Annotated in this window: 18 protein-coding genes and 1 pseudogene; 9 read left to right on the top strand and 10 right to left on the bottom strand. The window is 39.6% G+C overall.

Features of this window, described 5'->3' with window-relative positions; translation table 11 throughout:
* Positions 1-3: 3 nt before the first annotated feature.
* The 6 genes from ACGHVY_RS15525 to ACGHVY_RS15500 form a co-directional block, all read right to left on the bottom strand.
* Positions 4-888 (bottom strand): PL29 family lyase N-terminal domain-containing protein, encoded by an 885-nt coding sequence (locus ACGHVY_RS15525; protein ID WP_390599754.1) that lies wholly within the window; start codon positions 886-888, stop codon positions 4-6.
* Between the two features lie 16 nt (positions 889-904).
* On the bottom strand, positions 905-2,863 hold the full coding sequence (locus tag ACGHVY_RS15520) for a PL29 family lyase N-terminal domain-containing protein (protein ID WP_390599753.1): 1,959 nt from the start codon (positions 2,861-2,863) through the stop codon (positions 905-907).
* Between the two features lie 173 nt (positions 2,864-3,036).
* Complete coding sequence (locus ACGHVY_RS15515) at positions 3,037-5,430, bottom strand: glycosyl hydrolase family 95 catalytic domain-containing protein (protein WP_390599752.1); 2,394 nt, start codon at positions 5,428-5,430, stop codon at positions 3,037-3,039.
* A gap of 52 nt (positions 5,431-5,482) precedes the next feature.
* Entirely contained in the window at positions 5,483-7,588 is a 2,106-nt protein-coding gene (locus ACGHVY_RS15510) for a TIM-barrel domain-containing protein (protein WP_390600944.1), read from the bottom strand.
* A 31-nt stretch (positions 7,589-7,619) separates the two neighbouring features.
* Positions 7,620-8,984 (bottom strand): glycoside hydrolase family 2 TIM barrel-domain containing protein, encoded by a 1,365-nt coding sequence (locus ACGHVY_RS15505; protein WP_390599751.1) that lies wholly within the window; start codon positions 8,982-8,984, stop codon positions 7,620-7,622.
* A 77-nt stretch (positions 8,985-9,061) separates the two neighbouring features.
* On the bottom strand, positions 9,062-11,362 hold the full coding sequence (locus ACGHVY_RS15500) for a GH92 family glycosyl hydrolase (RefSeq protein ID WP_390599750.1): 2,301 nt from the start codon (positions 11,360-11,362) through the stop codon (positions 9,062-9,064).
* A gap of 963 nt (positions 11,363-12,325) precedes the next feature.
* Here ACGHVY_RS15500 and ACGHVY_RS15495 point away from each other — a divergent pair.
* Positions 12,326-12,442, top strand: a pseudogene (locus ACGHVY_RS15495) (IS982 family transposase); the annotation flags it as partial.
* A 31-nt stretch (positions 12,443-12,473) separates the two neighbouring features.
* Here ACGHVY_RS15495 and ACGHVY_RS15490 read toward each other — a convergent pair.
* From ACGHVY_RS15490 to ACGHVY_RS15480, 3 genes are all read right to left on the bottom strand, one after another.
* The gene (locus ACGHVY_RS15490) at positions 12,474-14,879 is read right to left on the bottom strand and encodes a glycosyl hydrolase family 95 catalytic domain-containing protein (protein WP_390599749.1); all 2,406 of its coding nucleotides are present in this window, start codon (positions 14,877-14,879) and stop codon (positions 12,474-12,476) included.
* 44 nt (positions 14,880-14,923) lie between these two features.
* Complete coding sequence (locus tag ACGHVY_RS15485) at positions 14,924-15,595, bottom strand: SGNH/GDSL hydrolase family protein (protein WP_390599748.1); 672 nt, start codon at positions 15,593-15,595, stop codon at positions 14,924-14,926.
* A 244-nt stretch (positions 15,596-15,839) separates the two neighbouring features.
* Positions 15,840-17,915: a glycoside hydrolase family 2 TIM barrel-domain containing protein gene (locus ACGHVY_RS15480; protein ID WP_390599747.1), complete on the bottom strand. Its 2,076-nt coding sequence runs from the start codon at positions 17,913-17,915 to the stop codon at positions 15,840-15,842.
* 37 nt (positions 17,916-17,952) lie between these two features.
* Between ACGHVY_RS15480 and ACGHVY_RS15475 the strand changes: the two genes are divergently transcribed.
* The 6 genes from ACGHVY_RS15475 (at position 17,953) to ACGHVY_RS15450 (ending at position 21,614) form a co-directional block, all read left to right on the top strand.
* The gene (locus tag ACGHVY_RS15475) at positions 17,953-18,204 is read left to right on the top strand and encodes a hypothetical protein (RefSeq protein WP_390599746.1); all 252 of its coding nucleotides are present in this window, start codon (positions 17,953-17,955) and stop codon (positions 18,202-18,204) included.
* 392 nt (positions 18,205-18,596) lie between these two features.
* Positions 18,597-19,499: an IS1595 family transposase gene (locus ACGHVY_RS15470; RefSeq protein ID WP_390599745.1), complete on the top strand. Its 903-nt coding sequence runs from the start codon at positions 18,597-18,599 to the stop codon at positions 19,497-19,499.
* Positions 19,500-19,501: 2 nt separating this feature from the next.
* Complete coding sequence (locus ACGHVY_RS15465; RefSeq protein WP_308747003.1) at positions 19,502-19,687, top strand: hypothetical protein; 186 nt, start codon at positions 19,502-19,504, stop codon at positions 19,685-19,687.
* A 316-nt stretch (positions 19,688-20,003) separates the two neighbouring features.
* On the top strand, positions 20,004-20,321 hold the full coding sequence (locus ACGHVY_RS15460) for a hypothetical protein (protein ID WP_390599744.1): 318 nt from the start codon (positions 20,004-20,006) through the stop codon (positions 20,319-20,321).
* An 18-nt stretch (positions 20,322-20,339) separates the two neighbouring features.
* Positions 20,340-20,711, top strand: coding sequence for a hypothetical protein (locus ACGHVY_RS15455; protein WP_390599743.1), 372 nt, complete (start codon positions 20,340-20,342; stop codon positions 20,709-20,711).
* A gap of 348 nt (positions 20,712-21,059) precedes the next feature.
* Complete coding sequence (locus tag ACGHVY_RS15450; RefSeq protein ID WP_390599742.1) at positions 21,060-21,614, top strand: hypothetical protein; 555 nt, start codon at positions 21,060-21,062, stop codon at positions 21,612-21,614.
* A 124-nt stretch (positions 21,615-21,738) separates the two neighbouring features.
* On the opposite strand, the gene ACGHVY_RS15445 is transcribed toward ACGHVY_RS15450, so the two are convergent.
* On the bottom strand, positions 21,739-22,527 hold the full coding sequence (locus tag ACGHVY_RS15445) for a sugar-binding domain-containing protein (protein ID WP_390599741.1): 789 nt from the start codon (positions 22,525-22,527) through the stop codon (positions 21,739-21,741).
* A gap of 509 nt (positions 22,528-23,036) precedes the next feature.
* Between ACGHVY_RS15445 and ACGHVY_RS15440 the strand changes: the two genes are divergently transcribed.
* Together ACGHVY_RS15440 and ACGHVY_RS15435 are read left to right on the top strand one after the other, a co-directional pair.
* Complete coding sequence (locus ACGHVY_RS15440; protein WP_390599740.1) at positions 23,037-25,616, top strand: glycoside hydrolase family 3 N-terminal domain-containing protein; 2,580 nt, start codon at positions 23,037-23,039, stop codon at positions 25,614-25,616.
* Positions 25,617-25,633: 17 nt separating this feature from the next.
* Complete coding sequence (locus ACGHVY_RS15435; RefSeq protein WP_390599739.1) at positions 25,634-26,887, top strand: DUF2264 domain-containing protein; 1,254 nt, start codon at positions 25,634-25,636, stop codon at positions 26,885-26,887.
* Positions 26,888-26,906 lie beyond the last annotated feature (19 nt).

Here is a 26,906-nt window from a genome sequence, read left to right as displayed (position 1 = left end):
AGACTAGTTTTCCGCTTTGACAGGTATCTCGATCAATTTACAATACCCTTCAGGCGATAGAATTTTTATAAGAATATTGTCCTCACAGGGTTGATCGGGGGCTGTGATTTTGATCTCATTTTCATTGAGTTCCACTCCCCAAGTATTCGTTTCAATCAAAGCCTTGGCTACACCGATTTGTGTAACAGAGAAGGTTTTCACTGCACCTAAAGAAAAGGCAACCGGTGAAGATGATTCACTCCCATAGTTTATCGTCAGATCTAATCCGGAGAACAAACCGATTTTCTTTTCATATTGTATGTCTCCGGTATGCCATCTGAAAACAAGGAATTCCCCTCCATCCTCATTTTTAGAGTAAGCCACATCATCAAATACAGATATTCCATTTCGGGGAAGCGCAGCTCCAAGATCACCTTGCCAAGTAGTGCCTTGGTCAAGCGAATACTCCCATCTGCCAGTCTTATTATTAATCCGGATTTGAGGAGTAACTCCATTTTCTCCAAATACAGGGGCAGGATTACCATCTGATCCTAATAAGGGATATTTTTCGCCATTTTGTGTATAATACCAAATCCCATCTTCACCGATAGCAACCTGAGGAATTTCTTCATCTGTCTCTCCGCTATAGACAGTCATATCAGAGCCGTCGTTGAAACGAATCGTATAGTCACCACATGAGTTCACCGTAAAATCTACAATCCATAAACTACCATCCAACAAAGCCTTATAGCTAACAATATCCTTATTCAATTGGGTTATAAGGGGCTGAATCCCATCAAGTCGTGCATTCAGCTCATCAATATCCTTACGAATATCGTCTCTTTCATCACAAGATTGCCATGTGATCATAAAGAATAGTCCGAAAAACAAAAACAATATCTTTTTCATGTTTTCCCTGTTTGTATTAACGTTGTACACCATACTCTTTATATTCATCTTTGGGAGTAAAAATAACGTCTTTAATATTACATACTTCAAACGGACTGTTAGCTACACCCTCCAAACTCATTATTGGCTGAAAATCTGCAACGGGTTTCATGCCATACCAGACGGCGTCCCATTTACCGGCTCCACTTGCCCTATAACCAATATTATTTTTAAAGCTTCCTTCGAGACGACCATCAAGACTTTCGTAATTCTCAGGGAAAAAGACAACGTTAGCCCCATCTAATGCCCCGTCGGTATAGAAAATATTATCCATGCAAGTAAAATGACTCAAAACTTTAGACACACGGATAAAAGCATCGTTTGAGCCGGGAGCTACATTTACAAATGTGTTATTGGATAATGCAATTTTATTCGGTGCAAGCCCCTTCCCGTTAATCAACTTATGAGTAATAGTATTCTTTGGAGAATAGAATAAATTATTAGCCAAGACTACATTTCCAAAATTATTGCTATTACCTGAATTTCCGTCTATCATTTGTTGACCTCCAGCATTCATTACAAACGTACAATCCTGAATTTTAAAGTTCTCAAAATAGATATTATTTTTATCCCAGAATGAAAAGATTGTACCCCAAAATTCAATTTTACAGTCATCAAATACAAAATTATAAGGATGCTCCGGATTGTTTACATCAGGCGATTCGCTATTGCAATAAAATACTTTTCCACCATTATTATCAAAAGTTACATTTTTCCACAAGAAATATCCATTTCTTTCTTTTTCACCATTAGAATTCAAATAACTCATATCTGCACCTTCCGTAACTTTGAATCGGGCAGTTTGGGTTCCACTATTCCCTATTACTACAAGATAGTTAAAAGAATACTCCCAAGTTGTAACTATTTCTATAGTTTTACCTTCTTCCACGAAGAAAATCGCACCATTCTTGTACGGTGAATTTTTATCAATAATAATATCTTCAGTAATATGTACGGCATCGCCAAACATTGCTTTATTCACTGTAATTCCACCAACCATCAAGTCGAGTCCGGCTTCATAACGAGCAAGTTCACTATCTAAAGCTTCGCCTGCCTTGACCTTAATTTTATCAATAGCCCAATTAATTCCCTGATTTACTTGAAGAACTAATTCTGTTTGATTATTAGCAGTTGCCCGAGTAGATGCATTTGGTGCCGTTACAGTCAAAATAGCATTTCCATCGGCATCCGGAGTACTAACAGAAGCTGTCCATCCTCCAGCCGGAACTGTAACAAAATACTTATCTCCCTTTATATTCACCTTCGTAGTTACAGTCGCTCCCCATGTTATATACCAAAGATCCTTGCTATATCCACTTTCCGGTTCTTTGATTTCAGCAATTAAATCAACTACTATCGGAAGTGAATATTCAACCCCTTTCATTGTTACAACAAGCATATCTCCTCTTACTTCCACATTTTCGAAAAGTCCATCAGAGCCTTCCTGGTCACCTTCAGGTGTTGCTTTCACACGATTCCCGTTCTCATCCAAGACATCAGCAAATTCACCTTCTCCGATACGCATTTGCCAATAGCCTTCACCCGAAATACGAAATTCAGGAGTTTGTCCATTGTCACCTATCGCTTTTTGAGATTGTTTCTCACCGTTGATCACCCAGTAACCATCGTCGCTAATAGAAATATCCGGCACCTTTACCCTCCCGGCAGAACCCTGTGTCAATATAATGGTAGACCCATCACTCATTGTCAGTGTATAAGTACCATCCCTTTCAGTCCATCGCTGAATCGTTTTATTATTATCCAAAATCAATTGGACAGCCTTCACGTTTTCATTCAAATTCTGAACCAATGCATCCAGATTTTCCACGCGATTCTTCAAAGTATTAACATCCTTCTTCAAATCATCTGTGTCACATCCCACCAATGCAAATAACATTAGTACCAACGAACTAATTAAAAAATTCAATGTTTTCATTATCATTCGATTTAAAATTATTTTTCAAAATCACATAGCAAATATAGAAATTAATAAAAAAGGTAAAAGCCTGTATTATTCATAATAGGAAAGCTCTGGGTACAGCCGAGAAAATTCAGAAAAATGTACTCAAAGACCTCTTAACCTGAACCCACAAGCCCCATCCCATATCCTCACTTCTGTTCAATTCGATATACTTTTCCTTGTTGAGTAGCGAACTTAAGCATATTATTGCCGTATTTCACCGCCTTAATTTTTTTCCCTTTTGCGTCTACCACGACAGCCTTTTCAATGCCATTATACTTAATAATGCACTCTTCTCCTTTGCGGGAAAGAATACTCATTCGCGTCATAGTCCGATGTTCCCAAGCTACAGAAACGACAAAGTTTCCACGAGCCACCAATCCATCATATGCTCCTTTACTCCAAGCCGCGGGTAAGGCAGGAAGAGGTTCGATATATCCTTCGTGACTTTGCAACAACATTTCAGCAATTCCCGCCGTAGCTCCAAAATTTCCATCTATCTGAAAAGGAGGATGCACATCCCACAGATTCTCTACAATACATTGTTTCTGCATCTGTTGGTATAATCGATACGCTCTGTCACCGTCTTTTGTCCTCGCCCACAGATTAAGTCGATGTGCCATAGCCCAACCTGTAGATTTATCTCCTCTGTTATTCAATGTTACGATAGCAGCTTTCATCCATTCGGCAGTAGCAGAGTTGATCAGTGTTCCGGGATAAAGAGCACATAAATGAGAAATATGCCGATGGTGCGGTTCGCCTATATCACCATATTTTTTTTCTTCACGAAACTCTTTTATTTGTCCGGATTCCCCAATTTGAATAGCATCCAGTTTTTCTATTTGCTCTTCAACTGTTTTCAGAAAAGGATCTTTGATATGAAGTATATGTGCCGCTTTCAATAAATCATGATGATTTTCCCATATCATTCCTTGATCAAAAGCACATCCTTTAGTCACATAGTATTTGCCATCAGCCATTTGTTGTTCCGGTGATGAGGAAGGATCCGCCAACAAACAACCATTTTCCGAAGGTTTAAGTGTCTTCGACAAGAACTTAGACATTCCTAATATAGCCGGATAAGAATGTTTTCGCAAAATCTCTTCATCTCGAGTGAAATCGTAATAATCCCAAAATAATTTTGTAGTAAATCCACCTGTGCCCGGGCCGGAATGTCCTCCGGGAGGGAATATCGTATAGGCACTTGCCCCTGTACCAATAGCCCATCCGTTTTCTCCTTCTATATCCGACAACGCTTCCGGATTGTTTTCTCGAACATAATCGGTAGCCTGTTTGTTTGCCGCTTTACGAAAAGCCTCGTTGTAATCTACGTAAGAAACAAACAACTCGGCCAGGTTCGTATTAAAGGCCGGCCAATAGTTCATTTGAACATTGACGTTGTGCCAGTATCCTCCTGTCCATGGAGCAACCTGAAACTGGCTCCATGCTCCTTGCAGATTGGGCGGTAAAGCTCCTTTTCTGGAAGAAGCAATCAATAAATATCGTCCATACTGGAATAACAGTTCATCCATATACAGACTTGGTTTTCCGCTTTTACAATCATACAGCAGCCTATCTGTCGGTATAGCTGGAACATCATCTGTGAGTTGCAGATTCACCCTTGCAAAAAAAGAACGATAGTCCGCTATATGCTCTTTACGCAAAGTCTCATATCCCTTTTCCACAGCCTTCCGCATACATTCAGTAATGGCTTTATGAGGATGTTCTCCACTTATTTTTTTATCTGCCGGCAAACAAAACAAGTCGCTACCCAGCTGATAAGCCGTTCTAGCATGAATATACAATACAACGCTATCCGCCTGCTGTACAGTAATAGTTCCATTATCTCCCAATGCATCGTTTCCTGTTTTCAAATGTCCTCCATAAGGAAGCACTCTTATTTGCGCTTCATAAGGCAAATTATAAAATTGTGCCTTGCCGGTCATAGTAATTAAATCTCCCTGAGCGGTTACTTTTCCCGTGCGTCCATTTTTATCAGCACCATACTCACGTAAGTAAGGTAATATCGGACGAAGTGTAAAGGTTATTTTTCCAGGTTGGTCTGCTTTCAATTTAACGGCAATTACATTATTCGGATAGTTCGCGAAATATTCTCTCAAGTAGTTTACTCCGTCATACTGATAACCAACTGTACAAATAGCGTCATCTATACATAGCTCCCTTCTGTAATTCGCAGGAGAGGCATGATTGATATCGAGATATATTTCTGCGAAATTCTCTATACCGCCAAGGCCCCAAAGACTTTCATTTCCAAGAGTTTTCTCCGTCAATTGAATACGTTCCGTATCTGTACATCCGAAAATGCAGGCACCCATATATCCATTTCCAATAGGCAATGACCATCTCTCCCAATCCTCATCATAAGGGAAACCTCCATTTTTAATAATATTGAAGTCTCCACCCCTATTCGGAGCGGGTTGTTCATACCACAACGAATATTTCTTCTGTTGCCCATGTGCTGCCTCGAAATTCAGAATGCATATTAGTGCACAACTTATAAATAATAATACTTTACTTTTCATACAAAAATTTCATGTGCCACTTCATAACGAAAGCAACACTATTTAATAAAAATCAATCTTTTGTCATAAATACCCAAGTAACTTTACCTATCGAATTCGGTTTACCGGATTCAATCTTGGATATACTTCCTTTCCATTTACCGTTCTTTTGTCGTTCGATCTTAATATCACGCCACGAGTATAATCCCTTTTCATAATCAAAAGTTTCTCCATCGTCATCATACAGACGGTAATGTCCGTTTGCTTTTCCATAGTGGCGTATCTCCATATTAACTATCTGCCCGCTTTTGGGCGCATGAAGCATCGGCTCCATCATTGGAATAACAGCGCCATCTTTTACGAATACAGGAATACGGTCCAGTCCTGGGGTTACTATGATCTTTTCCCCGTTGCCAACATATTCTCCGGTATAAAAATCATACCAGTTTCCTTTAGTAAGCACTACCTCGCGACTGGTCTGCCCAGTAAACATAGGGGCTACAAGTAAATATTCACCCACCATATATTGATCTTTTATTTCTTTCTTTACTACTTCCAGATAAGGATTCTCTTCTAAGTTCTGACTACCTAATTCTTGTGAAATTGCCTCTTTCAGGTTAAATCCCGGTTCTAGATTCATGGCACGGAAAGGAGGGATTCCATCAAAATGATACCGGGCAAACTCCGTATACAAATAAGGTATTAGCTGCATACGTAAAAGGGCATACTCTTTAACCAGTGAAGCTACTTCCGGGAAAGTCCAAGGTTTGACAGCGCTAGCCCATGAATCAATCATGGCCATCGGTGAAAATACCACTGACTGCAAACGGCGCAACCATTCTTCGGCAGATTTTGTACCACGCACTTCCGGAGTCCATAAAACACCGCAGAAACCGGAGTTAATCAAAGCAGTAATGAAGTCACGATGGTCATAATAGTCATTGTACAATACATAAGGAAAAGAACAGGCTCCTGCATTAGATGCACGTACCAGCCCATAAGAACGCCGGTTCTGTTTTCTAAAAATATCATTCGTTATGCGCTGTGTCAACATTCCATACGTCTGTCTAATTTGTTCAGCCGAAATTCCTGATGGAAAGGTAGCTATATCTGGCCAAAGCCAGTTATCATATCCATCCACTTCGTCTATTTTATACCCGCCAACTCCAATGCTGATATGTTCCTGCATTAATTTATCCTGCCAAAGCCGCCTTGCTTTTTCTGTTACCAGATCCGGAACAATACCTCCCCAGACAGTATGTGATCCACTAACCGGATACATATCTTTATAAATTTGGGAATCGGGTGAAATATAGGGATTCGTCCACAAGTTGATACGAACACCTTTATCTAAAAGCCTTTGTACAAAACTGCCCGGATCAGGATAGCGATTTGAATCCCACTCTAAGGTACATGGATATGCCTTACTTTGCCACCCAGGTTCCAAACCAATAAAATCAAGAGGATAGCCATGACGTTCAAACTCATCTACTTCTTTTTCTACCTGTTCCGCGGTATAAAGCACCGGTGTACGTTGTGTAAATCCCAATCCCCAACGTGGAGGTAAAGTACCACCGCCACACAAAAGATTATAACGCCTAACCACATCCATTGGAGTAGGACCAGCAAACAAATAAATCTCCACACCGGAAGCGGGAACCAAGACAGAGACTGCATCTGAGTAAGGTTGTGATGTCCATGTTTTGTCTGTATTACGGTCTTTTGCCTTTTCTGCATCAGGACTATCTTTAGTGATACCACTACCGGCATACACTGTCAAATAGCGGGCTGAATTGATTAAAATACCGTACCCTTGACTGGATATATAAAAAGGTACTGGGGCATGTGTGCGCCCGTTATCACTTCCACCATAGTGATCAACATGCAGGTTCAATATTTTACCACGTTGATGAACTGTTTTAAAGTTAAGCCCAAAGCCATATAATTGCTCTTCTTTGCTCAAAGGAATGGAAAGATAAGTTTTTCCATCCTGAACAGTACCTGTAACACTGGAAGCCAACTCAGGTAATACTACCTTCGGCAAGCGGGAAAAACCTTCTTTTAAAGGCTGGCTTCCCGAAGCACTCAATAAAGAATATTCCTCAGGTGTACCTACAGTTGCTTTCCATACTCCTGATTCTACTTGTAGCCACAGCATTTGTCCTTTCAGAGGACCCATCCCCCCAAGAACCAATAATATCAATAATAGCCTATTTTTGAACATTCTCATTTTCCTGCTCTACAAAATAAACATGTGCTTCATCCTTTTTAAACGAGTCTTTCAATATGCCATTCTCTAAAAGAACACACCTTTCATCCTCTCTATATACTTTCAATTGCTCTGACAGCAATCCAAGCGGAGCAAGGCTTAGCTCGCTTTCTACAGGTTCCCCCGTTTCATTAAGAACAATAATAATTCTTTTTCCATCCACCAATTTGCTCCAGACAAACATATTCGGATTCTTTTCATCTTTAAAAGCTGTATAATCCTTATAAGGATTCACCAAATATATCGACAGATCTTTCAATTCGGCAAGTGTACTTTTCAGAGCTGCACACAAACGGGGCTGGAAAAAGAGAGTATACCATCCCCATCTCAAATTCAGTGTCCCCTTAGGATCTGAATAAAGCCAATAATAGACACCATTAGATCCATGCGCAAAAGCCCAATAGAAAGCACCTCTTACTGCTTCCGGCGTATTCGGAAAACTTGCACTCGTATGAAGCCCGGCAGCTTCCGGATTATCCAAATGATCTAACAAAGGCTGCCAACGTTCTTCTTCTTTCTTCCATTCCAAGTCTCCTTTTTTCACCCCTTTTTCAGCCAACTTATCAAAAGCTGAGGTGGGATTGAGAGAAGGGGATGTAACGCCAGGACCTTCCCAACCACTATCATAAGAGTTAAGAATAGCAACCCACGTTTTAGTATTTTGGTTTTCCTTCGCCAAATAGTTCTCTAGTCCGGGTGACAACCGATAGGGAACTCCCTGATACAATTGACGCATATCAGCATCGCAAGCATTCTTAAAGTTCCCTAGCTCCCAATTGGAATTGATAACCGGATGGTCCGGATCCGTTTGCTTTATCCAATCATACAATGCCTGAAATTCATTAGGATCTACACTTTTGATAGAAGGCTCATCAGCCAAATACCAAGCGTACAAAGCCGGATGATTCTTGAATGTATTCACCGTTTCTTTTATTTTTTCTGTATTTTCTGCCAATTTATGCGCTCCATTCAAACCTGCAAAAACCATCAAACCATTCCGAAAAGCCTCATCAAGATACTCTTTTTTCTCTTCATCCGGCATACCGAAGAATTGATAACTCTGCACCAGGTTAAAGCCAAAGTCCTTGACTGTAGGCATATCCTTTACCCCTACGGCATAAATGCCCAAAGGAATGAACGGCTGTCCGTTTACAATGGAATTCGTTTGAGAATAATAAACGACTGATGTCGTATCAGTCAACACAGGTGTTACGTAATCCGGCTGTTTCTGAACAACTTTCTCTGACTGGCAAGCAAAGAGTGTTACAACCGACATAATACAGAATAACAATTTACTTCTTTTCATTTTATTAAATTTATTAGTTACCATATTGCGATATTTTTAACAACATTCTTACAAAAAAAATCTCAATATTACCACATTCATTTTATTAATAGCGGTTTCTTCCCCATATACATTTCGAGTACTCCACCTTCCGTTATTTCATCATGTGTAATCCACAAGCGATTTATCTTCTTACCATTCAGCGCTACCGACTGAATATATATATTTTCCGATGAGTTATTATGAGCTACAATTTTGAACTTCTTGCCCGGATAAAAACGTTGATCCAATTTTATTTCTACTTCTTGAAAAACCGGGCTGGTAATTTCATAACGTGAATTGCCGGGACATATAGGATGAATCCCCATAGCAGCCAGAATATACCATGCAGACATCTGTCCCACATCCTCATTGCCGCACAATCCCATTACATCAGTCCCATAAGCACGTTCACAAATAGCTCTCGTCCAGAATTGTGTCCGCCATGGGGTAGATGAATAATTAAAAAGAAAAGGAACATGATGATTTGGTTCATTAGGATGATTATAATAATTATTCCAGAAGAAATCCAACGGCACATTGTCGAAGAAACAATTCAACTCTTTATCAAATTGTCGTTGTCCCCCCATCAATTTTTTCAGTCCTTCTAGATCGTGAGGAACAAACCATCCCTGTTGAAACGGATTACTTTCAGTTGTTCCCTGATCATGTACAGTGCGACCTTTCCAAGGCATCCAGCTACCATCTCTCAAACGAGCACGAAACCAATGCACGCTATCATCCCAAACATTACAATACGCTTTGCTTCTCTGTTCATAGACTTTCGCCATTTCTTTTTTTCCTGTAGCAGACATCATCTGACCAATGCACCAGTCTGTATAAGCATATTCCAATGTTTTGGAAAGACTATTAACGGCATATCCTCTTTCGCCATTTCCTGATTTATTCTGCGTATTTACAGCATATTCCAAAGCTTTCTTCACATCATATCCCCTAATACCTTTCATATAAGCATCCGCTAATACAGAAATGGCCGGATTGCCTAACATACAGCCAGTATAACTATTCATCAACTCCCAGCGGGGAAAATAATTCCGTCCGCTCAATTCCGCCATCTGCAACCATGAATTAATCTCATCATTCACCATCTGGGGATTAATCAACGTCTGCAATGGAAACTGGCTCCGGAAAACATCCCATCCACTAAATACAGTACGATAAATAAAATCTTTACTTTGATGTATTTTCTTGTCTGCCCCCCAATAGCACCCATCAATATCCGAAGCACAACGGGGGTCAATCATCGAATGATATAAAGAGGTATAGAAAATAATTTTATCACGCTCACTCCCTTTCACTTTAATAACAGAAAGAGCCTTATTCCATAATTTACGGGTAGCCTGCCTTATTCGCTCAAAATTCCAGTCAGGAATTTCCTGTTTCAGATTTTGTTTTGCACCTTCTGTACTAACAAACGAAATTCCACATTTAAGCAATACCTGTTCATTTTGTTTAGTAGGAAATTCCAGATAAAATCCCAAATGCTTCCCATTCATTTGCTGAGGAGCCTTCACGACAACAGCATTTTCTATATATCGCATATACTCTGGATTATCATTGGCATCATTCTTTCTACTGATACCCTCCGGTATCCCCGCACTCCATACACCATAATTCTCCAATGAACGATCAAAACAACAATAGAAAAAAACAGTATATTCCACTTTCCCATCTCCATTTCCCCAACCTCCACAAGCCGGAGTACATTTCATCCACCCTTGAATAGTATGATCGTCTACCTTCTCTATAAACTGTTCGTCGGAAGTTCCTCCAATACGGCGCGCCAAGTCTATTTGTATACGCGAACAATCTGATTTCGGATACGTAAACCGTAAAATACCAGCACGTGGAGCCGAAGTCAGTTCGGCCTTTATCTGATAATCATCCAACATAACCGAATAATATCCAGCCTGTGTTATCTCCGTCTCATGTCGGTAACGAGAACGATAACCCTCTTCCGGCTTATCCTCTGTTCCTTTGAAAGTCTTTAATTCACCAATAGTAGGCATCACCAAGAAATTTCCAAAATCGCCATACCAACCGATACCACTTAAATGCGTGAAACTAAATCCTTCTATCGTATTGTGATGCCATGAATATCCAGGTCCGTTATCTCCACCGGTTTTCGTATCCGGGCTCAACTGCACCAATCCAAAAGGAGTACAACTTCCCGGAAATGTCTTTCCTAATCCATGATCAGATTTTGCCGCCTCACGTGAAGTCGATGCACCAATCACAGTATTAACATAATCTACTGGCTCTTTTTGAGCACTCACTTCTATCGCGCAAAGATTTAATAGTACTAACCATGCTAATTTACAATATTTGATGTTTTTCATAACAAGAGTTTCTCAATATATTATAAAATTCTTAATAAAACAATGCCATTATATTTGCGGCATTACCAGCTCAAAACAATTACGATACAAACTTAGGAATAAATTCACTTAGCAACAGAGTTTCCCATACGTAAAACAACCCTTTACGATACAAATTACACAATCGGTCAGACATGGACTCAGAAGTCCCCCAAAGTGTACTAAGAAAGGTGTTTCCCCTCAAAAAGACATCTTAAAAATCTCCTAGCGCTCTTTTAGAGAATTACATTTTTTTATAAAATAAAGTATCATAAATGCCACTATAAGATCATTGCCGTTCATCGATTTCACCTGATTGTCGAAATGCCGATAAATAAGGAGATAGCGGGTGAAAGCAAGTGGCAAATTCAGGTAAAATTGAACATTTTCGGTTTCACCTTGTCTTTTCAAAATATCCCTTGAGCTAAAACCAATATCATTATAGCTAATGAAAATATGCTTATAGCAAATCTGCTGTCAGGTATTAATAGATAACCTATCAGGTATTAACGGCCTGGATGTAAGGTATTAACACCTTGAGTTTCATCTACTAACACTTGAGTTGGTAGATCTATATATTCAACACATTGTATCTATATACTTACCGCATTGAATCTATATATTCAGCACGGTGGCTCTATATGTTCAGCAACCGTGCTGAATAAATTTGAAAGGTGAAAGCAATAACGGGAGATTTCACCTTTATTTTTTCTATGCTTTCACCCGCTATCTCCTTATTCATCGATGTTTCAGAGCTAAGGTGAAACTGGTGGAATTTATGAGTCTAAAGTTCATATGTTATACTTATGCAAATCAGTTATTGAAAACAAATTCTCATTCATTTCCGTACAGAAACAAACCTTTTTGAGGTATGATTATCCTAAACCACATCCCCCGGACTTTCAAACTGAGCCCCTAGATTGACATTATGGTTCAACAAGGTAGAACATAGATAATTTTATCGCAAATGCCTTGTCAGCTATTGCAGCATATTGTTTGTTTGATAAGAAACCCGCCATTGATGTGAGTTTTGTCAATGACGGGCAGTTAAGGTTATTCTAAAATCATATCGAACTCATGTTAATGACATGTTTCATGAGTCTATTTTTTTACGCAAATAGGTGACTGCAGTTGAAGATAAATCAAAATGATTTATTCCTTTATCAAGATGAATCGTTTTACACCTTTCTTTATAACGCACTCTCACTTTCTGCTTCTGCCTAGAGTAGAGTTCAACGGACTGCAACATTCCATTCGCCCATTTCAAGTTCACGGTTATTCTTCCTCGGGCACACAAACCTCTTATCTCTCCATCTACCCAAAACGAAGGCAAAGCCGGCAACAGGTGTATTTCACCATTATGACTCTGCAGCAACATCTCTGCAATACCGGCTGTTCCGCCAAAATTTCCATCTATTTGAAAAGGAGGGTGTATATTGAACAAGTTGCTCTGTGTATTCTTCTCAAGCAGCAGTCGGACATTCTTTCCGGCTTCCTCTCCATCCAGCAGGCGGGCATAAAAGTTAATCATCCACGCACGGCTCCATCCTGTATACGTACCGTTCTTATGTTCCGCCTGTTCATTATAGTAACGACGCCTTTCGATTGTCTTGCGAGCGGCATCAAAAAGCTCTTTCCGCGAACTATTGATCGACTTGCCCGGATAGAGACCGAACAAATGGGAGATATGCCGATGCCCCGGTTCCACCTCCTCATAATCTTCTATCCATTCTTGTATTGTACCATATCTTTTACCAATGCGAATAGGCGGAAGTCTTTTCAGCGTGCTTTTTAACTCCTTAGCAAACTTCGAGTCATTATCTTTGGTTATTTTTCCCGCTTCTATACAAGCATTCAATAACTCATTGATAATTTCAATATCCATCGTTGCCCCATAAGTCAAATCATGAACCTTTCCGTTTGGCAGACGATATTTATTCTCCGGAGAATTGGACGGAGCTGTCACTAGGTAGCCATTTCTATCTTCTATCAGGAAGCCGATAATAAACTCTGCTGCTTCCTTCATTGCCGGATAAGCCTCATCCATAAGATACTTCTTGTCTCCGGTAAACAAATAGTGTTCCCATTGGTGAAGCACTAACCAGGCTCCTGCAATAGGAAAAGTTCCCCAGCCTACCCCGTCAGATATGGCCGTATGTCCGAAAGGATCGGTCAAGTGGTTCATAGTCCATCCCTTCGAATTGTATGTTTTTCGGGCAGTGACTCGCCCCGGAGTCCGAAGTGCGCTGATCAGATGGGAGAATGGAAGAAAAGCCTCGGATAAATTACAGGTTTCAACCGGCCAATAGTTCATCTGTATATTGATGTTTGTATGAAAGTCTGAGCTCCATGCCGCATACATATCCCGATTCCAAATTCCTTGTAGATTCGCTGGTAATACACCGGGACGACGTGATGAATTCATCAGCAGATACCTGCCATACTGGAAATACAACGTTATCAACGACAAATCTTCTTCCCCTTTCTGCAATCGCCGCAGTCGTTCGTCGACAGGCAATGATGATGTTTCTCCCATATTGAATGTCACCCGGTTGAACAATGCCCCATGCTCTACAATGTGTCGCTCCTTTATCTCCTCATACGGTTGGCTTTCTATCTTCTTTTGTATGTCAACACACTTTTTCATTGGTTCAATGGCACGATTCCAGTTTAGTTGAGAAAAATCATAATCCGTGGCTGCCGTAAAATAAAAGATGGCCTCATCTGCATCCTGTACATAGAAAGCATTGGAAGCCACCTCCATAGTACCTCCCTTATGAGTGCCACGTATATTTCCGGCAAACTTCATGTGTAACCCTGCCGCCCCGGCATCCTTTTCAGGTAAATCAAAGATCTGTCCTTTTATCCCAAGTTCACTATCGCTTATAGGATAAGCCACTGCATCCTGTTCTCTACTATATTGGAGACGAAAGGTCAATGCCCCCGGCTTACTGGCAGACAGACGAAGAGCAATGACATCATCTTGCGCTGAAGCAAAAAGTTCTCTTTTATACTGAACACCTTCTACCTCATAGGTCACCGAAGCAACTCCCGTTGCCAAATCCAATTCTCTACGATAACTGCCAAGTTTGATATTGGGAGCTTTTCCCTCCATAAAGTCAATTCGTATTTCTCCAAACGACTGATAAGAGCGTATACGCAAAGGGTTACTACGCATATACTTTTCAGAGAGCGTAGCTGCCTGCTCCACTTCTCCATCAAGTAGCAACTGTTGTATCCGAGGTAAATGCGCTGCCGCATTTGCATTCGCTTCACTTTTGGAACCTGCCCATAAACTCTCTTCATTTAGTTGGATGGTTTCATTCCGACAACCACCAAAAAACATTGCTCCCAATCTCCCATTTCCGACAGGAAGCGCTTCGTTCCAATTATTTGCGGGTTTCGTGTACCATAATACACAATCCTGGTGTTGCGCGCTCACTACAGAAGTCCACAAACAGCACAAAAGAATTAAAGCCTTACATTTCATGTTTATCATTGATATTTTAAAGTTAGTACTAACTCATATCGGGCTAATATTATTTATTGATAAGACAATTTACTGTTAATAACTTTAGATACTTGGTCAGCTAAAGCAGAATAGCCTGTATCGATAGGATGAGTTCCATCTCCACCTAAATAATATTCAGGATGATCAATTACTACTTTCCATAAATCATTGACTTCGATACCAGCGCGATTTATATGCTTCAAAGCAATTTTATTACGCACTTTCAGTCGTTCAGTAATAGGAGCAAATTCTTTCATATCTTTTCCTGCACGAACAGGAGTAATAGTTGCCCAGATAAGCTTTGCTTTTGGGGCATATTTACGGATAACTTTAATCAGTTTTGGAAATTTTTTATCATATTCTTCTTCTGTATAATCAAATCCATGCAAACCATTATTAAAATGAATAATATCAAATTGGGTATTTTTGAGTATGACTGCAATTTCTTCTAGTAAAGCCGGATCACCTACACTTTTTGAATTGGAAAGTCTCCCTATATATGCTTTCCCCCGTAATGCTTGTTCTACTTTCCCATAGTATCCACGTGTGATAGAATTACCTATAAGTAGTACATGTGGAAGATCGGTTTTATTAGCTCCGGAAATCCAAACATCAGACCATTCAATATATTCCCGGGCAATCTTTTGTTGTGCAAATACAGGAATACAAAATAATAATAAAATGAATATAATTACATGTTTCATGAGGCTCTTTTTATATAAATAAATGACCGACTGTTGAAGATAAATCAAAATGATTCATTCCTTTATCAAGATGAATCGTTTTACACCTTTCTTTATTACACACTCTCACTTTCTGCTTCTGCCCTTGATGTTCTGCGCTCACTACGAAAGTCCACAAATTGCACAAATATATCAAAATCTTACTTTTCATTGTTATCATAATTTTTAATATTAATATCACTTACACCGAAAAACTACGTACTTTTCAAAACCTAAAAAACAATTGTCCTTTCAAGTCATTCAAACCGCTATATCCTTTAAAGCTGTGCTTCTGTGACTGTGGACCATAGTTTTCAGCCTTGCTAAACTTTGTCCCTACCGACGGTATTGCGTCCATAAATGAAATGTTCCCCTTTGGATACCTAGGATTGGTATAATTCTTCGAAGCAGGATATTTCTGCTGAATACCTGGAGTAAACAAATGTAATGTAATATCTTCAGTAGAGGAATAAACTTCAAAAGGAGTTTCACAATTCAACTTCACACCATACAAAAGTGCATAATATCCCTTAAATTCCGGATAATCCCAACTTTCCCCCGTAAGTGTATTATTATAAGTTTTACTCCACAAGCCAAGACGTCCGCCTTTCATACGATTATTATAAACACGATATGGCCCTTTTGCCAACAATTCCGCTCCTGCTATCCCATTCTCCGGAAAATCAAAAGTAATTCCTGCCATCTCCACTTCATTACCCGGCCGGTAAGTATAATCCAACTGCAATAAACCCGACTGAAACACAGTCCATACAAATTCGTAAGCACGTTTTCCGTTTGAGTAAGCATATTCCACATATATTTTCACTTCCTTTCCCTTCATTTCGAGTCGAACATCCTTACACACAAATTCGTGATTGGTTATTAATAAAGGTCCTTTGGTTAAAGGACACTTTTTCCCTGAAATCTCCACACCATCCAGCAAACCGTTTTTATTATCAATCCAAATGGTACCTCTTACTGTTTTTATCAAATAATGGGTATCCGACGGTAACAATTCTATCTGTCCAACCGATTGCTTGCAATCGGTCAGAATCCTATCCGCCACTATTTCCGGAGAGTGTAACTCAAAACTCCATGTAAACAGTTCGTGTGACTGAAAGTCCTCCACCGACAGATATAATATATCATATTCCTGCCATTCTCGAGGTAAATCAAGCTTTAATTGACCTTTAGCACCCGGTGCGACATCCGGTGCAGAAATTATACCTGAAATGGAATCAACCTGAAATGGAAACATAGAATTAACACGTATCATCTTATAACAGAAACGACACTGGTTAGCATTTGTAAAGTCATACCGATTCTCCACATTTAAAGTTCCGTCCCAAGTAGAAGTGATATACTTCTTTTCCAACTGTATCGGAGACCATATTTCCTTTATAGTATAATAACTACCTTCCTTCTCACGATAAGGCCCCACAATACCATCGGCTGCATGATCTTTGTCTGTATCCAATATACCATCCAAGTCTGTCCTAACTATTCCCTGATCCGCAAAATCCCACAAAAACAGACCCGCGGAAAGTGGATTCAGCAACATAGCATTCCAATAATCATCCAAACCGGCACCATGCCCTCCATCATACAAGCCGTGTAACAGTTCTGTTGGCATAAAAATATCACGTCCATTAAACATATTCTTAATACCCGAATTGTAATGTATATAATGAACTGTATTTATACCGCCATACAATCCCCACGGATGAAGTAGCGGACGTTTTTGTAAATCCAAAGCCGGGAATATCGGATCTAAATCATAATTGAATCCTCCCTCATTCCCATTTGACCAAAAAATAATAGAAGGATGGTTTACGTCACGTTTCACCATTTCCCGCGCCAATATAGTACCCACCTGCGTATCATAAGGGGGTTGCTGCCAAGCGCACAATTCGTCAATAACATAAAGTCCTAAAGAATCACAAATTTCAAGGAAATATTTATCGGGTGGATAATGAGACATGCGTACTGCATTCATATTCATGTCCTTTATCTTTAAAGCGTCATCCAGATTAACTTGCCGGGGTACTGTTCGTCCTGTTGTCGGCCAAAAACAATGACGATTGACCCCCTTAAACATAATTCGTTTCCCATTGACATATATACCGTCCCGTTCCTTAACTTCTATCGTCCGGAAACCGATTTTTTCTTCTGCCACATACAATACCCCTTTATTATTTCTGACAATAATCCTTGCCTCATATAAATTAGGATGCTCTGCCGACCAGGGTAACACATTTACTATGGCACTTATATCCGACCCGACACTAGATAGTCGGGTCATAACAAAAAGTTATATTAACAATTTAAAAACAAAGATTATGGAAAAGAAAGAAGAATTATTGGAAAGATTAGTAAATGAGTTTGCAGCGTACAACAGACTTACTGCGGTTAGAATTGCAAAAGAGAATTTGATATCTTGGGGGAAATCAGATGAAGAAATAGTAGAAGAGATGAAATCTGCATCTGAACGAATCCTTAAATGGGGATACTCAACAGATGCAGATTTTCCGCTTGATGCACCGTTAAGAGCAGGAGTGACCATTACAAGTTCTGACCACTTATTTAAGTAATAGTTCTGTGTTAAACGACATCATGTATCCGCAATGTTCACACTTTATATCAATAAAGTCTTTAGATGTATCTATTGGACTATAACATATCTCTTCCTGTTCAGTAATCGTATCACGGCTTACAATACTATAGCATTTTAATAAAGGTACATTGCAAATTGGACATTGACTATTTCCTAATTTTGTTCTAAATTTTTGCATCTGTTGTTTGTTCATTTCTCTTGTAGTTTTATGGTTAATATTGTGCAAATGTATTACTTGTAAACTTAAACTGGTAATAATTGTATATGTTACTTAGCATCTTTGCAGACCAGCTTTTGGAAAATATATTGCAAATTGTTTGCTAATATCGTTGATTTTTAGTATATTTGGATAGCTAAAAATTTGACGTTATGAAAACCTATTTTACTCTTTTAACTCTATCTGAAAACTTTCCCGATGAAGAAAGTTGCATCAGGTATTTTGAGAAGATGCGTTGGGACGGCAAGGTAGTATCACCATTTGACCCAACGTCTAAGGTTTATAAATGTAGTAATGGGAAATATAAGTGCAAGAATACCGGACGATATTTCGATGTAAAAACCGGAACAGCATTTGCCAATACTAAACTGCCTATGAGAGCTTGGTTCTATGCTATGATGTTATTCTTGTCACATAAGAGAGGAGTTTCATCATGTCAATTGGCTAGAGATTTAGGCATAACTCAAAAAACAGCGTGGAATATGCTTCATAAAATTAGGCAATATATGGAGATGGAGAATAGTCATACATTATCCGGTGAGGTTGAGATAGACGAAACATTTGTGGGCGGAAAGAACGGAAATCGTCATAAAGATAAGAAAGTAGAAAAATGTCAAGGACGTAGCTACAAAGATAAAGTTCCTGTATTTGGAATACGAGAAAGAAATGGGAAAACTATAGCTAAAGTAGTTCCTAACATTCATGGAAATACACTACTTTCTATCGTACATGAATATGTAGAAGAAGGAAGTGTTGTCTATACAGATGGAGCAGGTTATCCAGGTATTAATATTGATTACGAGCAAAGAGATGTAGACCATAGTAAACACTTTTATGGTACAACCTATGCTACTGATGAAGGGGAAATAATCGTTGTTAGTACAAATGGTATCGAAAATGTTTGGTCTCATTTTGACAGAATGATGTTAGGAACGTATATTCGAGTAAGCAGAAAACATTTGCAAAAGTATATTGATGAATTTATTTTCCGATTTAACACTCGGAATTTTACCGATTCTCAAAGATTTAATTTACTTTTGCGTAATGTTGCTTAATTATGGGAAAGAAGAAAAAACAAGAAGAAATAAGATTAGAGGATATTAAGACAATGCAATTTAATATCAACCTCTCTGTACCTAAAGAAGCGTTTGATGAATTGCTTCGGAGGATGGCGCATCTTGAAAGTAAAGATACGCCTAAAGAGGATGAATCTAAAGATAAGAAAGAAAAGAAGAAGGATTAACCGTTTGTTATTTATGAAGTTATTCTTATATTTGCAGCGTATCATCGTATAGGTGGTACGCTTTTTACATATTATAGCCTAATCGCCATCGAACTACCACCTTGAAAGCAATAAGGCTATTTGAACTCACTTATGGGTGTATTGCGTTTATACGCCAATATACTGGCGTGGACTTTTGCCTATAAGTGAGTAGGGTGTGGTAGCCCTCGATGGCGTTAGGCATTAGCTCTACGCCTTTTTCATATATATGCGTGAGGTTGATGCTAACTAAATCGAAACATTATTATTTAGTATTAACCAATAAAACGCAAAATGTATGAAAAAGATTTTTATCCTTGCAGCATCAGTATTATTCATATCTAGCTGCAATATGAAGAAAAGTACTCCTGAACAGGCATTACAAGATTCAATTAGAGTAGCTGATTCACTTGCTGTATTAGAATATGAAAAAGAGCAAGCAATGTACGATGATGATGAAATTCAAACCTCTAGCGGGTATTCTTCTGACCCTAATTTTAAACCCACTATTAGTCCTAACGGTAAGTATCATACAATAGATGGTAAAGCTAGACAAATCGAGTTTCAAGGCAGTTTAGAGCAAAAACAGCAACTTGAAATGTTAGACAATTATTAACTTCAATTTTATAAATCTATGGAAGAACAAGAAGATAAACTGTATTGTCCTTTTTGCGGAAGCTCACAATTAACAGCAAACAAAAAGGGTTTTGGAGCAGGCAAAGCAGTTGCAGGAGCAGTTCTTACAGGCGGTGTAGGTCTATTGGCAGGATTTATAGGCAGTGGAGATGTAAAAATAACCTGTATCAACTGCGGATGCCAATGGAAGCCGGGACAGTTAAAAACAAGTCCTTTGAAGGAATCGGAGAAACAAGGCTATTATGAATTTCTTAAGAGAAAAGAAGAAGAAAAGAGAAAAACAGAAGAGCCTATGAGTACTAGTGCTAAAGTAGCATTATTTATTTGTATTGCAGTTTGGATACTAATAGGAATGATGACATGTAAATAGGTTATAATTAAACATCAACATCAATAGGCATTTTGTTTGAAAATGTCTTTAGATGTGTTTAAATTTAATTTAGGTATATAATTTAGTATACTATTTAATATTGGTACTACTAAACTGACACAATATCTACTACTAAAATGACGATTTACTATACTACTAAATTGACACACTGTACTACTAAATTGACATATACCTACTACTAAATTGACAGTAATATTTTGCTTAACCAAAAGCAATTAGTATATTTGCAAAGTGAACAGGGGTAGACATGGAGTAGCTACCTGTCGAAAGAGTCCGCAACTACTTTCCCCTGTCGCTTTGTATAATAGTTGCGTCAATTTAGTTGCAATGAATGTTATATTTTACACTTGTCTTTTCGGCAATAAGAATCTGCCGGAAATTAATGATAAGATTACATACTCTTATCTAGTTTATAAATCAATATCAGAAATCGAAAGTATCTTTGATTATGAAGGTAATTTTAATCAAGAAACGCTAATGGAATATTTTGACGAGTATAATTATTCTACTTTGTATGAAATATCACCTTATAAAATAGCAAAAGATTTATCATTATCCATAAATACAGTAAAAGCTAGATTACGTTATTTAACCCAATCCAAAATTATAGATTGCAATAATAATATATACATATTTCCTGCCATTAAAAATAGTACATATTTTAAATTAGAAATGGAAACTGGATTGAAAGGTAATGATTTAGTCGTTTATTCTTTTTTACTCGGAAAGGCTGAAAGATTTCATGGCAAAATAACAACTTACAATGGAATACAATGTAAAGAATTGGGCATGAGTAAGAAAAACTATGAGAAAGTTCTATGTAATTTATCAAAAAAGGGATTTATTCATAGAGATAAAAATAATGCATTATTAATAAATTAAATCAAAAAAAGTATGAGATAAAAGTGGAAAATTGATAAATAATTGCTATCTTAGCAGTCGAAAAAGAAACATGCTCTTTCCAGTTAACACCAACTAGAAAGAGCTTTTTATTTATAACTAAAAGTTATGGCACACGGCTAGGTGTTGAGTCGTATATAAGTGCCTTTACTATATGTCCCGAGAGGGTTATCGTCTTATCGGAAACTTTGCCAGACAACACTTCACCCACTTTCTCATGAGTTTTTAGATGATAAAGTTCCAGTGAAGCATTTATCTCTTTATATGCCTTATCCAATACAATATTTGCCGTTATGTTTCCATCGTGGCGGGCATCAATAGCAATATATTCAATATGTTTTTGTGGTACCGCTTCTATATAAACCGGACGAAAAATTCCCCCAAACACCCCAAAATCAGCACTTCGCTCTGCTTCATTCACACTTTTATTCGTTGACATCTTACTGACCTCTACTTCCAGTTGATTCTTTCCCGTGTAAGATACCAGATCAGTTATCTCCCGCTTGAAACGATAAAACGCACCTTGATGAATGTCACCCGCTTGTTTTCCATTCACTTTTATTCTCGTATCAGTCATTGAACCTTCAAATACAATATATAAACGTCTACCTTTCCACTCCTTCGGAAGAGAAAACTCAGTCTTATACAATCCCTTTTCTTCTCCTTTGTTAGCATCATGCCCATAATTGTATTTACCAAAACCTTCCATTTCCCAACAAGATGGAACACGTATCTTTGTCCACTTCCCGGAATTCCGCCCTTCCGTACAATAAAAATCCCATGTCACATTGTCATTTATATCCTGTCCTGAAACATACATGACTTCTGTTCTCTGCGCCCAGGATGTTATACATACCAACAACAGGGCAAAAATAACGACACTTACTTTCTTCATTTCAATTAAACTAAAATACTATGTTTTTTATTTACTCATAAAACCGACTAACCCTGATTTCAGCAGATCATAATAAAAGCCAAGATCTTCATGATAACTTTTATCTTCAGGATTTATTTTGCAAATAAAAGCATAAATAAAATACTATCCAGACTTTACAATTCAAAACATAATGTCCCAATAGCATCTGAACATAAAAAAACGATTTTGTACTCAAAAGACCCTTATCATGGACTAAAACAGCCATACCTCATATATCCTACAAACATTTTCCCGATAAACGGCTTTTACCTTTTCACGGACTAAATATACAGTAACGAACTACCTTTTTAGTTCATTTTAGGGGAACTTTAAGTCTTTTCCAAACAAATAAAACAATCGTACTCAAAAAGATTACATTACGAATAACCAGCTCCACGATTTTTCCTGAAAGTATCTATGTTTGTAGCGTCCTGACCACAGGCACAAAGAAAAGTACTGAGTAAATTAATCAACTATAAATAAAATATATGAAAAAGAGACTTTTATGGATATGCCTGCTTTTGTCAAGTCATGCCGGCATATTGCTACAAGCACAGACTATTCCTTATAAGAATTCCGCCTTGCCCGTAGAAGAACGCATACAAGACCTTCTCGGTCGGATGACTCTGGAAGAAAAAGTATCGCAATTACGCCACATTCATTCGGAAAATGTATTCGACGGGCAACAGTTAAGTAAAGACAAGTTGAATTCTTTCTGCCAAGGCATGAGTTTCGGTTTTGCAGAAGGACTTCCTTTGCACAGTGCAAACTGCCACGCCAATTTCACGCAGTTACAAAAATACATGGTTGAAGAAACCCGGTTGGGTATTCCAACCATTATTACTACGGAAGCCCTGCATGGCATGGCACAAGACGGCGCCACCATCTTCCCTCAAAACATCGCATTAGGAAGTACGTTCAATCCGGAACTTGCATACCGTAAATCAAGCGCCATCAGCGAAGAGTTACATACAGCCAATATCCGCCAAGTATTGGCACCCTGCATTGACGTTGTACGCGAGCTCCGCTGGGGACGTGTGGAAGAATCTTATGGAGAAGATCCCTGGCTATGCGGACAAATGGGGCTCTCGGAGACAAAAGGGTATCGCGACCACCGGATATCCCCCATGCTTAAACACTATGGCGCACATGGCGCGCCCCTGGGTGGCTTAAACCTGGCATCTGTAGACTGTGGCATACGGGATTTGATAGACATTTATTTGAAACCTTTTGAAATGATTGTCAAAGGCACAGATGTCATGACTATCATGTCCAGCTATAACTCACGTGACCGCGTTCCTAATTCCGCCTCCAAATTCTTGATGACAGACGTGTTGCGCAACCGTTGGGGATTCAAAGGATTAGTCTATTCTGATTGGGCAGCAATAGATATGCTGAAATCATTCCACCATGTGGCAGGAAACCTGGAAGATGCCGCCATCCTTGCTCTCACTGCCGGACTGGACGTGGAAGCTTCCAGCAACTGTTATCCCGAACTGATAGAAGCAGCACGGCAGGGACGTTGCGACATGGCGGCAATAGACCTTGCAGTCAGCCGTGTGTTACGCGTAAAGTTCGAGATGGGACTCTTTGAGCACCCTTACGGCATCAGCCAAGAGGCAGGAGCTATTCACGATGACAAGAAAATACAGCTAGCACGCGAAATAGCAGACGAATCCACCATATTATTAAAGAATGAAGGTGGATTGTTGCCTCTTGACATCAACAAACTGACATCTATTGCCGTCATCGGCCCCAACGCCGATCAGGTACAGTTTGGTGATTATAGTTGGAGCAAAGACAACAAAGATGGTATTACTCCCTTGCAAGGTATAAAAACATGGGCAGGAAATAAAATCAAAGTGAACTACGCTTACGGTTGCGACCTTATCTCCAAGGATACTACACAGATTGCTGAGGCTGTACGGATAGCACGCCAAAGCGATGTTGTCATACTCTGCTGCGGAAGCTCCAGTACCCGGTTTATCCGCCCCACTCCCATTCCATCTACCACAGGTGAAGGCATCGACTTGCACGACATTAGCCTGACAGGCTGCCAGAGCCAATTGATACAAGCAGTTACCGCCACCGGCAAACCCGTGATACTGGTATTGGTAGCAGGCAAACCATTCGCTATCCCTTGGGAAAAAGAGAATGTGCCAGCCATCCTAGCCCAATGGTATGCCGGAGAGCAGGCAGGCAACTCCCTTGCCGACATTCTTTTCGGTAAGGTAAATCCTTCCGGCAAACTGAATTTTTCTTTCCCACAAAGTACCGGACACTTGCCTGCATACTATAACCATCTACCATCCGACAAGGGTTTTTATAAAAAACCAGGCAGTTGCGGAAAGCCCGGACGAGACTATGTCTTCTCGTCTCCCACCCCCCTATGGGCTTTCGGACATGGTCTGAGTTACACCGCCTTCCTTTATGAAACAGCCAAAACCGACAAACAACAATATAGCGAAACGGATACTATACAAGTCTCCGTACGCATCCGCAATATCGGTAAACGCGCCGGAAAAGAAGTCATTCAAGTTTATATCCGCGACCTCGTAAGCAGTATCGTCACCCCTGTCCGTCAACTAAAAGCATTTGCCAAGCCCATGCTTACCCCGGGAGAAGCGAAAGAAGTCACTCTTGGCATTCCTGCAAGTGAACTAGCTTTAACTGATGAACAGGGTAATCGGTTCTTTGAACCAGGACGCTTCCTGATAGAAGTAGGCACCGCCTCCGATGACATCAAACACAAAATGGAAATCACTGTCGGCGACTATACCGAAAAAGCTATTACCGCCACCAAGCCTGTCCCAAGCATGAAAAAGCCTGTAGGCAAAGGAATTAAGATCTCCGGTATCGTACGCGACGTACAAGCCACACCGATAGAAGGTGTATCCGTCTGCTCTGCCTACACTGGTAAAGAACTGGCTGTGACCGACAAACACGGACAATATATACTAAAAGCCGCATCCGACGACAGTCTGGTTTTCAGATGTAATGGTTACGAGACACAAAGCATTGATATCAAAGGGAATAAAGTTATCAATGCAAAACTTAGTAGTAACTAAAAAAACTTGAATAAATTATGAAAACGACCAAACTCATAACCCGCCTTTTGCTACTGTTCTGCTTGCTAATGGTAGCAGAAAACAGTATGGCTAAAAAGAAAACAGAAAAAGAAAAAACAGATCGCGAACTATGGTGTGACATACTCTACAAAATGGCAGTCCCTGTGCTCAGTAATATGAGCGAAGGCAAGCTGCAAGAAGTCATGCCTGTGGAAGTCAGCCCGATATGGGACGGACGCCCCCAAAAGGTGACTTACATGGAATGCTTCGGTCGTCTGATGTCAGGATTAGCGCCCTGGCTCTCTCTTCCGGATGATGATACCGAAGAAGGAAAAATGCGTAAACAGCTTCGCGAATGGGCGTTAAAAAGTTACGCACATGCAGTAGACCCCAAAAGTAAAGACTATCTGCTGTGGAGAGAAACCGCCCAAACCGTAGTGGATGCCGCCTATCTGGCAGAGAGTTTCCTCCGCGGATATGATGCTCTTTGGGTTCCGCTTGATACTCTTACCAAACAACGCTACATTGAGGAATTCACCCTTCTTCGTCGAGTAGACCCTTGCTATATGAACTGGTTACTCTTTCCTGCCACCATCGAGACATTCCTTTATAAAGTAGGCGCACCCTACGACATGTTCCGCATTCTCACTTCTTTCCGGAAAATGGACGAATGGTATATGGGAGACGGATGGTACTCCGACGGCCCCGGTTTCTCATTCGATTACTACAACAGTTTCTCCATTCATCCCATGTACGTAGAATGTATCGAGATTATCACGCACAAAGGTACCAAAAAACTGTGGAACATGGATAACGCGAATTATCCACGCGCTTTGAAACGTATGCAACGTTATGGCATGATTTTAGAGCGTCTTATCTCACCCGAAGGGACTTTCCCGGTTTTCGGCCGTTCCATGACCTACCGGACTGGAGTATTCCAGCCTTTAGCGTTACTGGCATGGCGTGAACAACTGCCGGAAGAACTGCACAACGGACAAGTGCGTGCTGCCATGACTGCCGTTATCAAACGTATGTTCAGCGATGAACGCAATTATGGGAAAGAAGGTTTCCTCACGTTAGGTTTCAACGGTTCGCAACCTCAAATGGCAGACAGATACACTAATAATGGAAGCCTCTACATGGCTTCGCTGGCATTTCTCCCTCTAGGCTTACCGGCTAACCATCCATTCTGGACGGATGCCCCACTCTCCTGGACTTCCAAGAAGGCTTGGGAAGGAGAAGAATTTCCCAGAGATCACGCATATTATTAATAATATCTATTATTTGAAC

Source organism: Bacteroides sp. f07, from assembly GCF_042854785.1.
In the GTDB taxonomy this organism is placed as follows: Bacteria; Bacteroidota; Bacteroidia; order Bacteroidales; family Bacteroidaceae; genus Bacteroides.
Note: the sequence above shows the minus strand (reverse complement) of the source record. Positions and strands in the feature narration are given on the sequence as shown.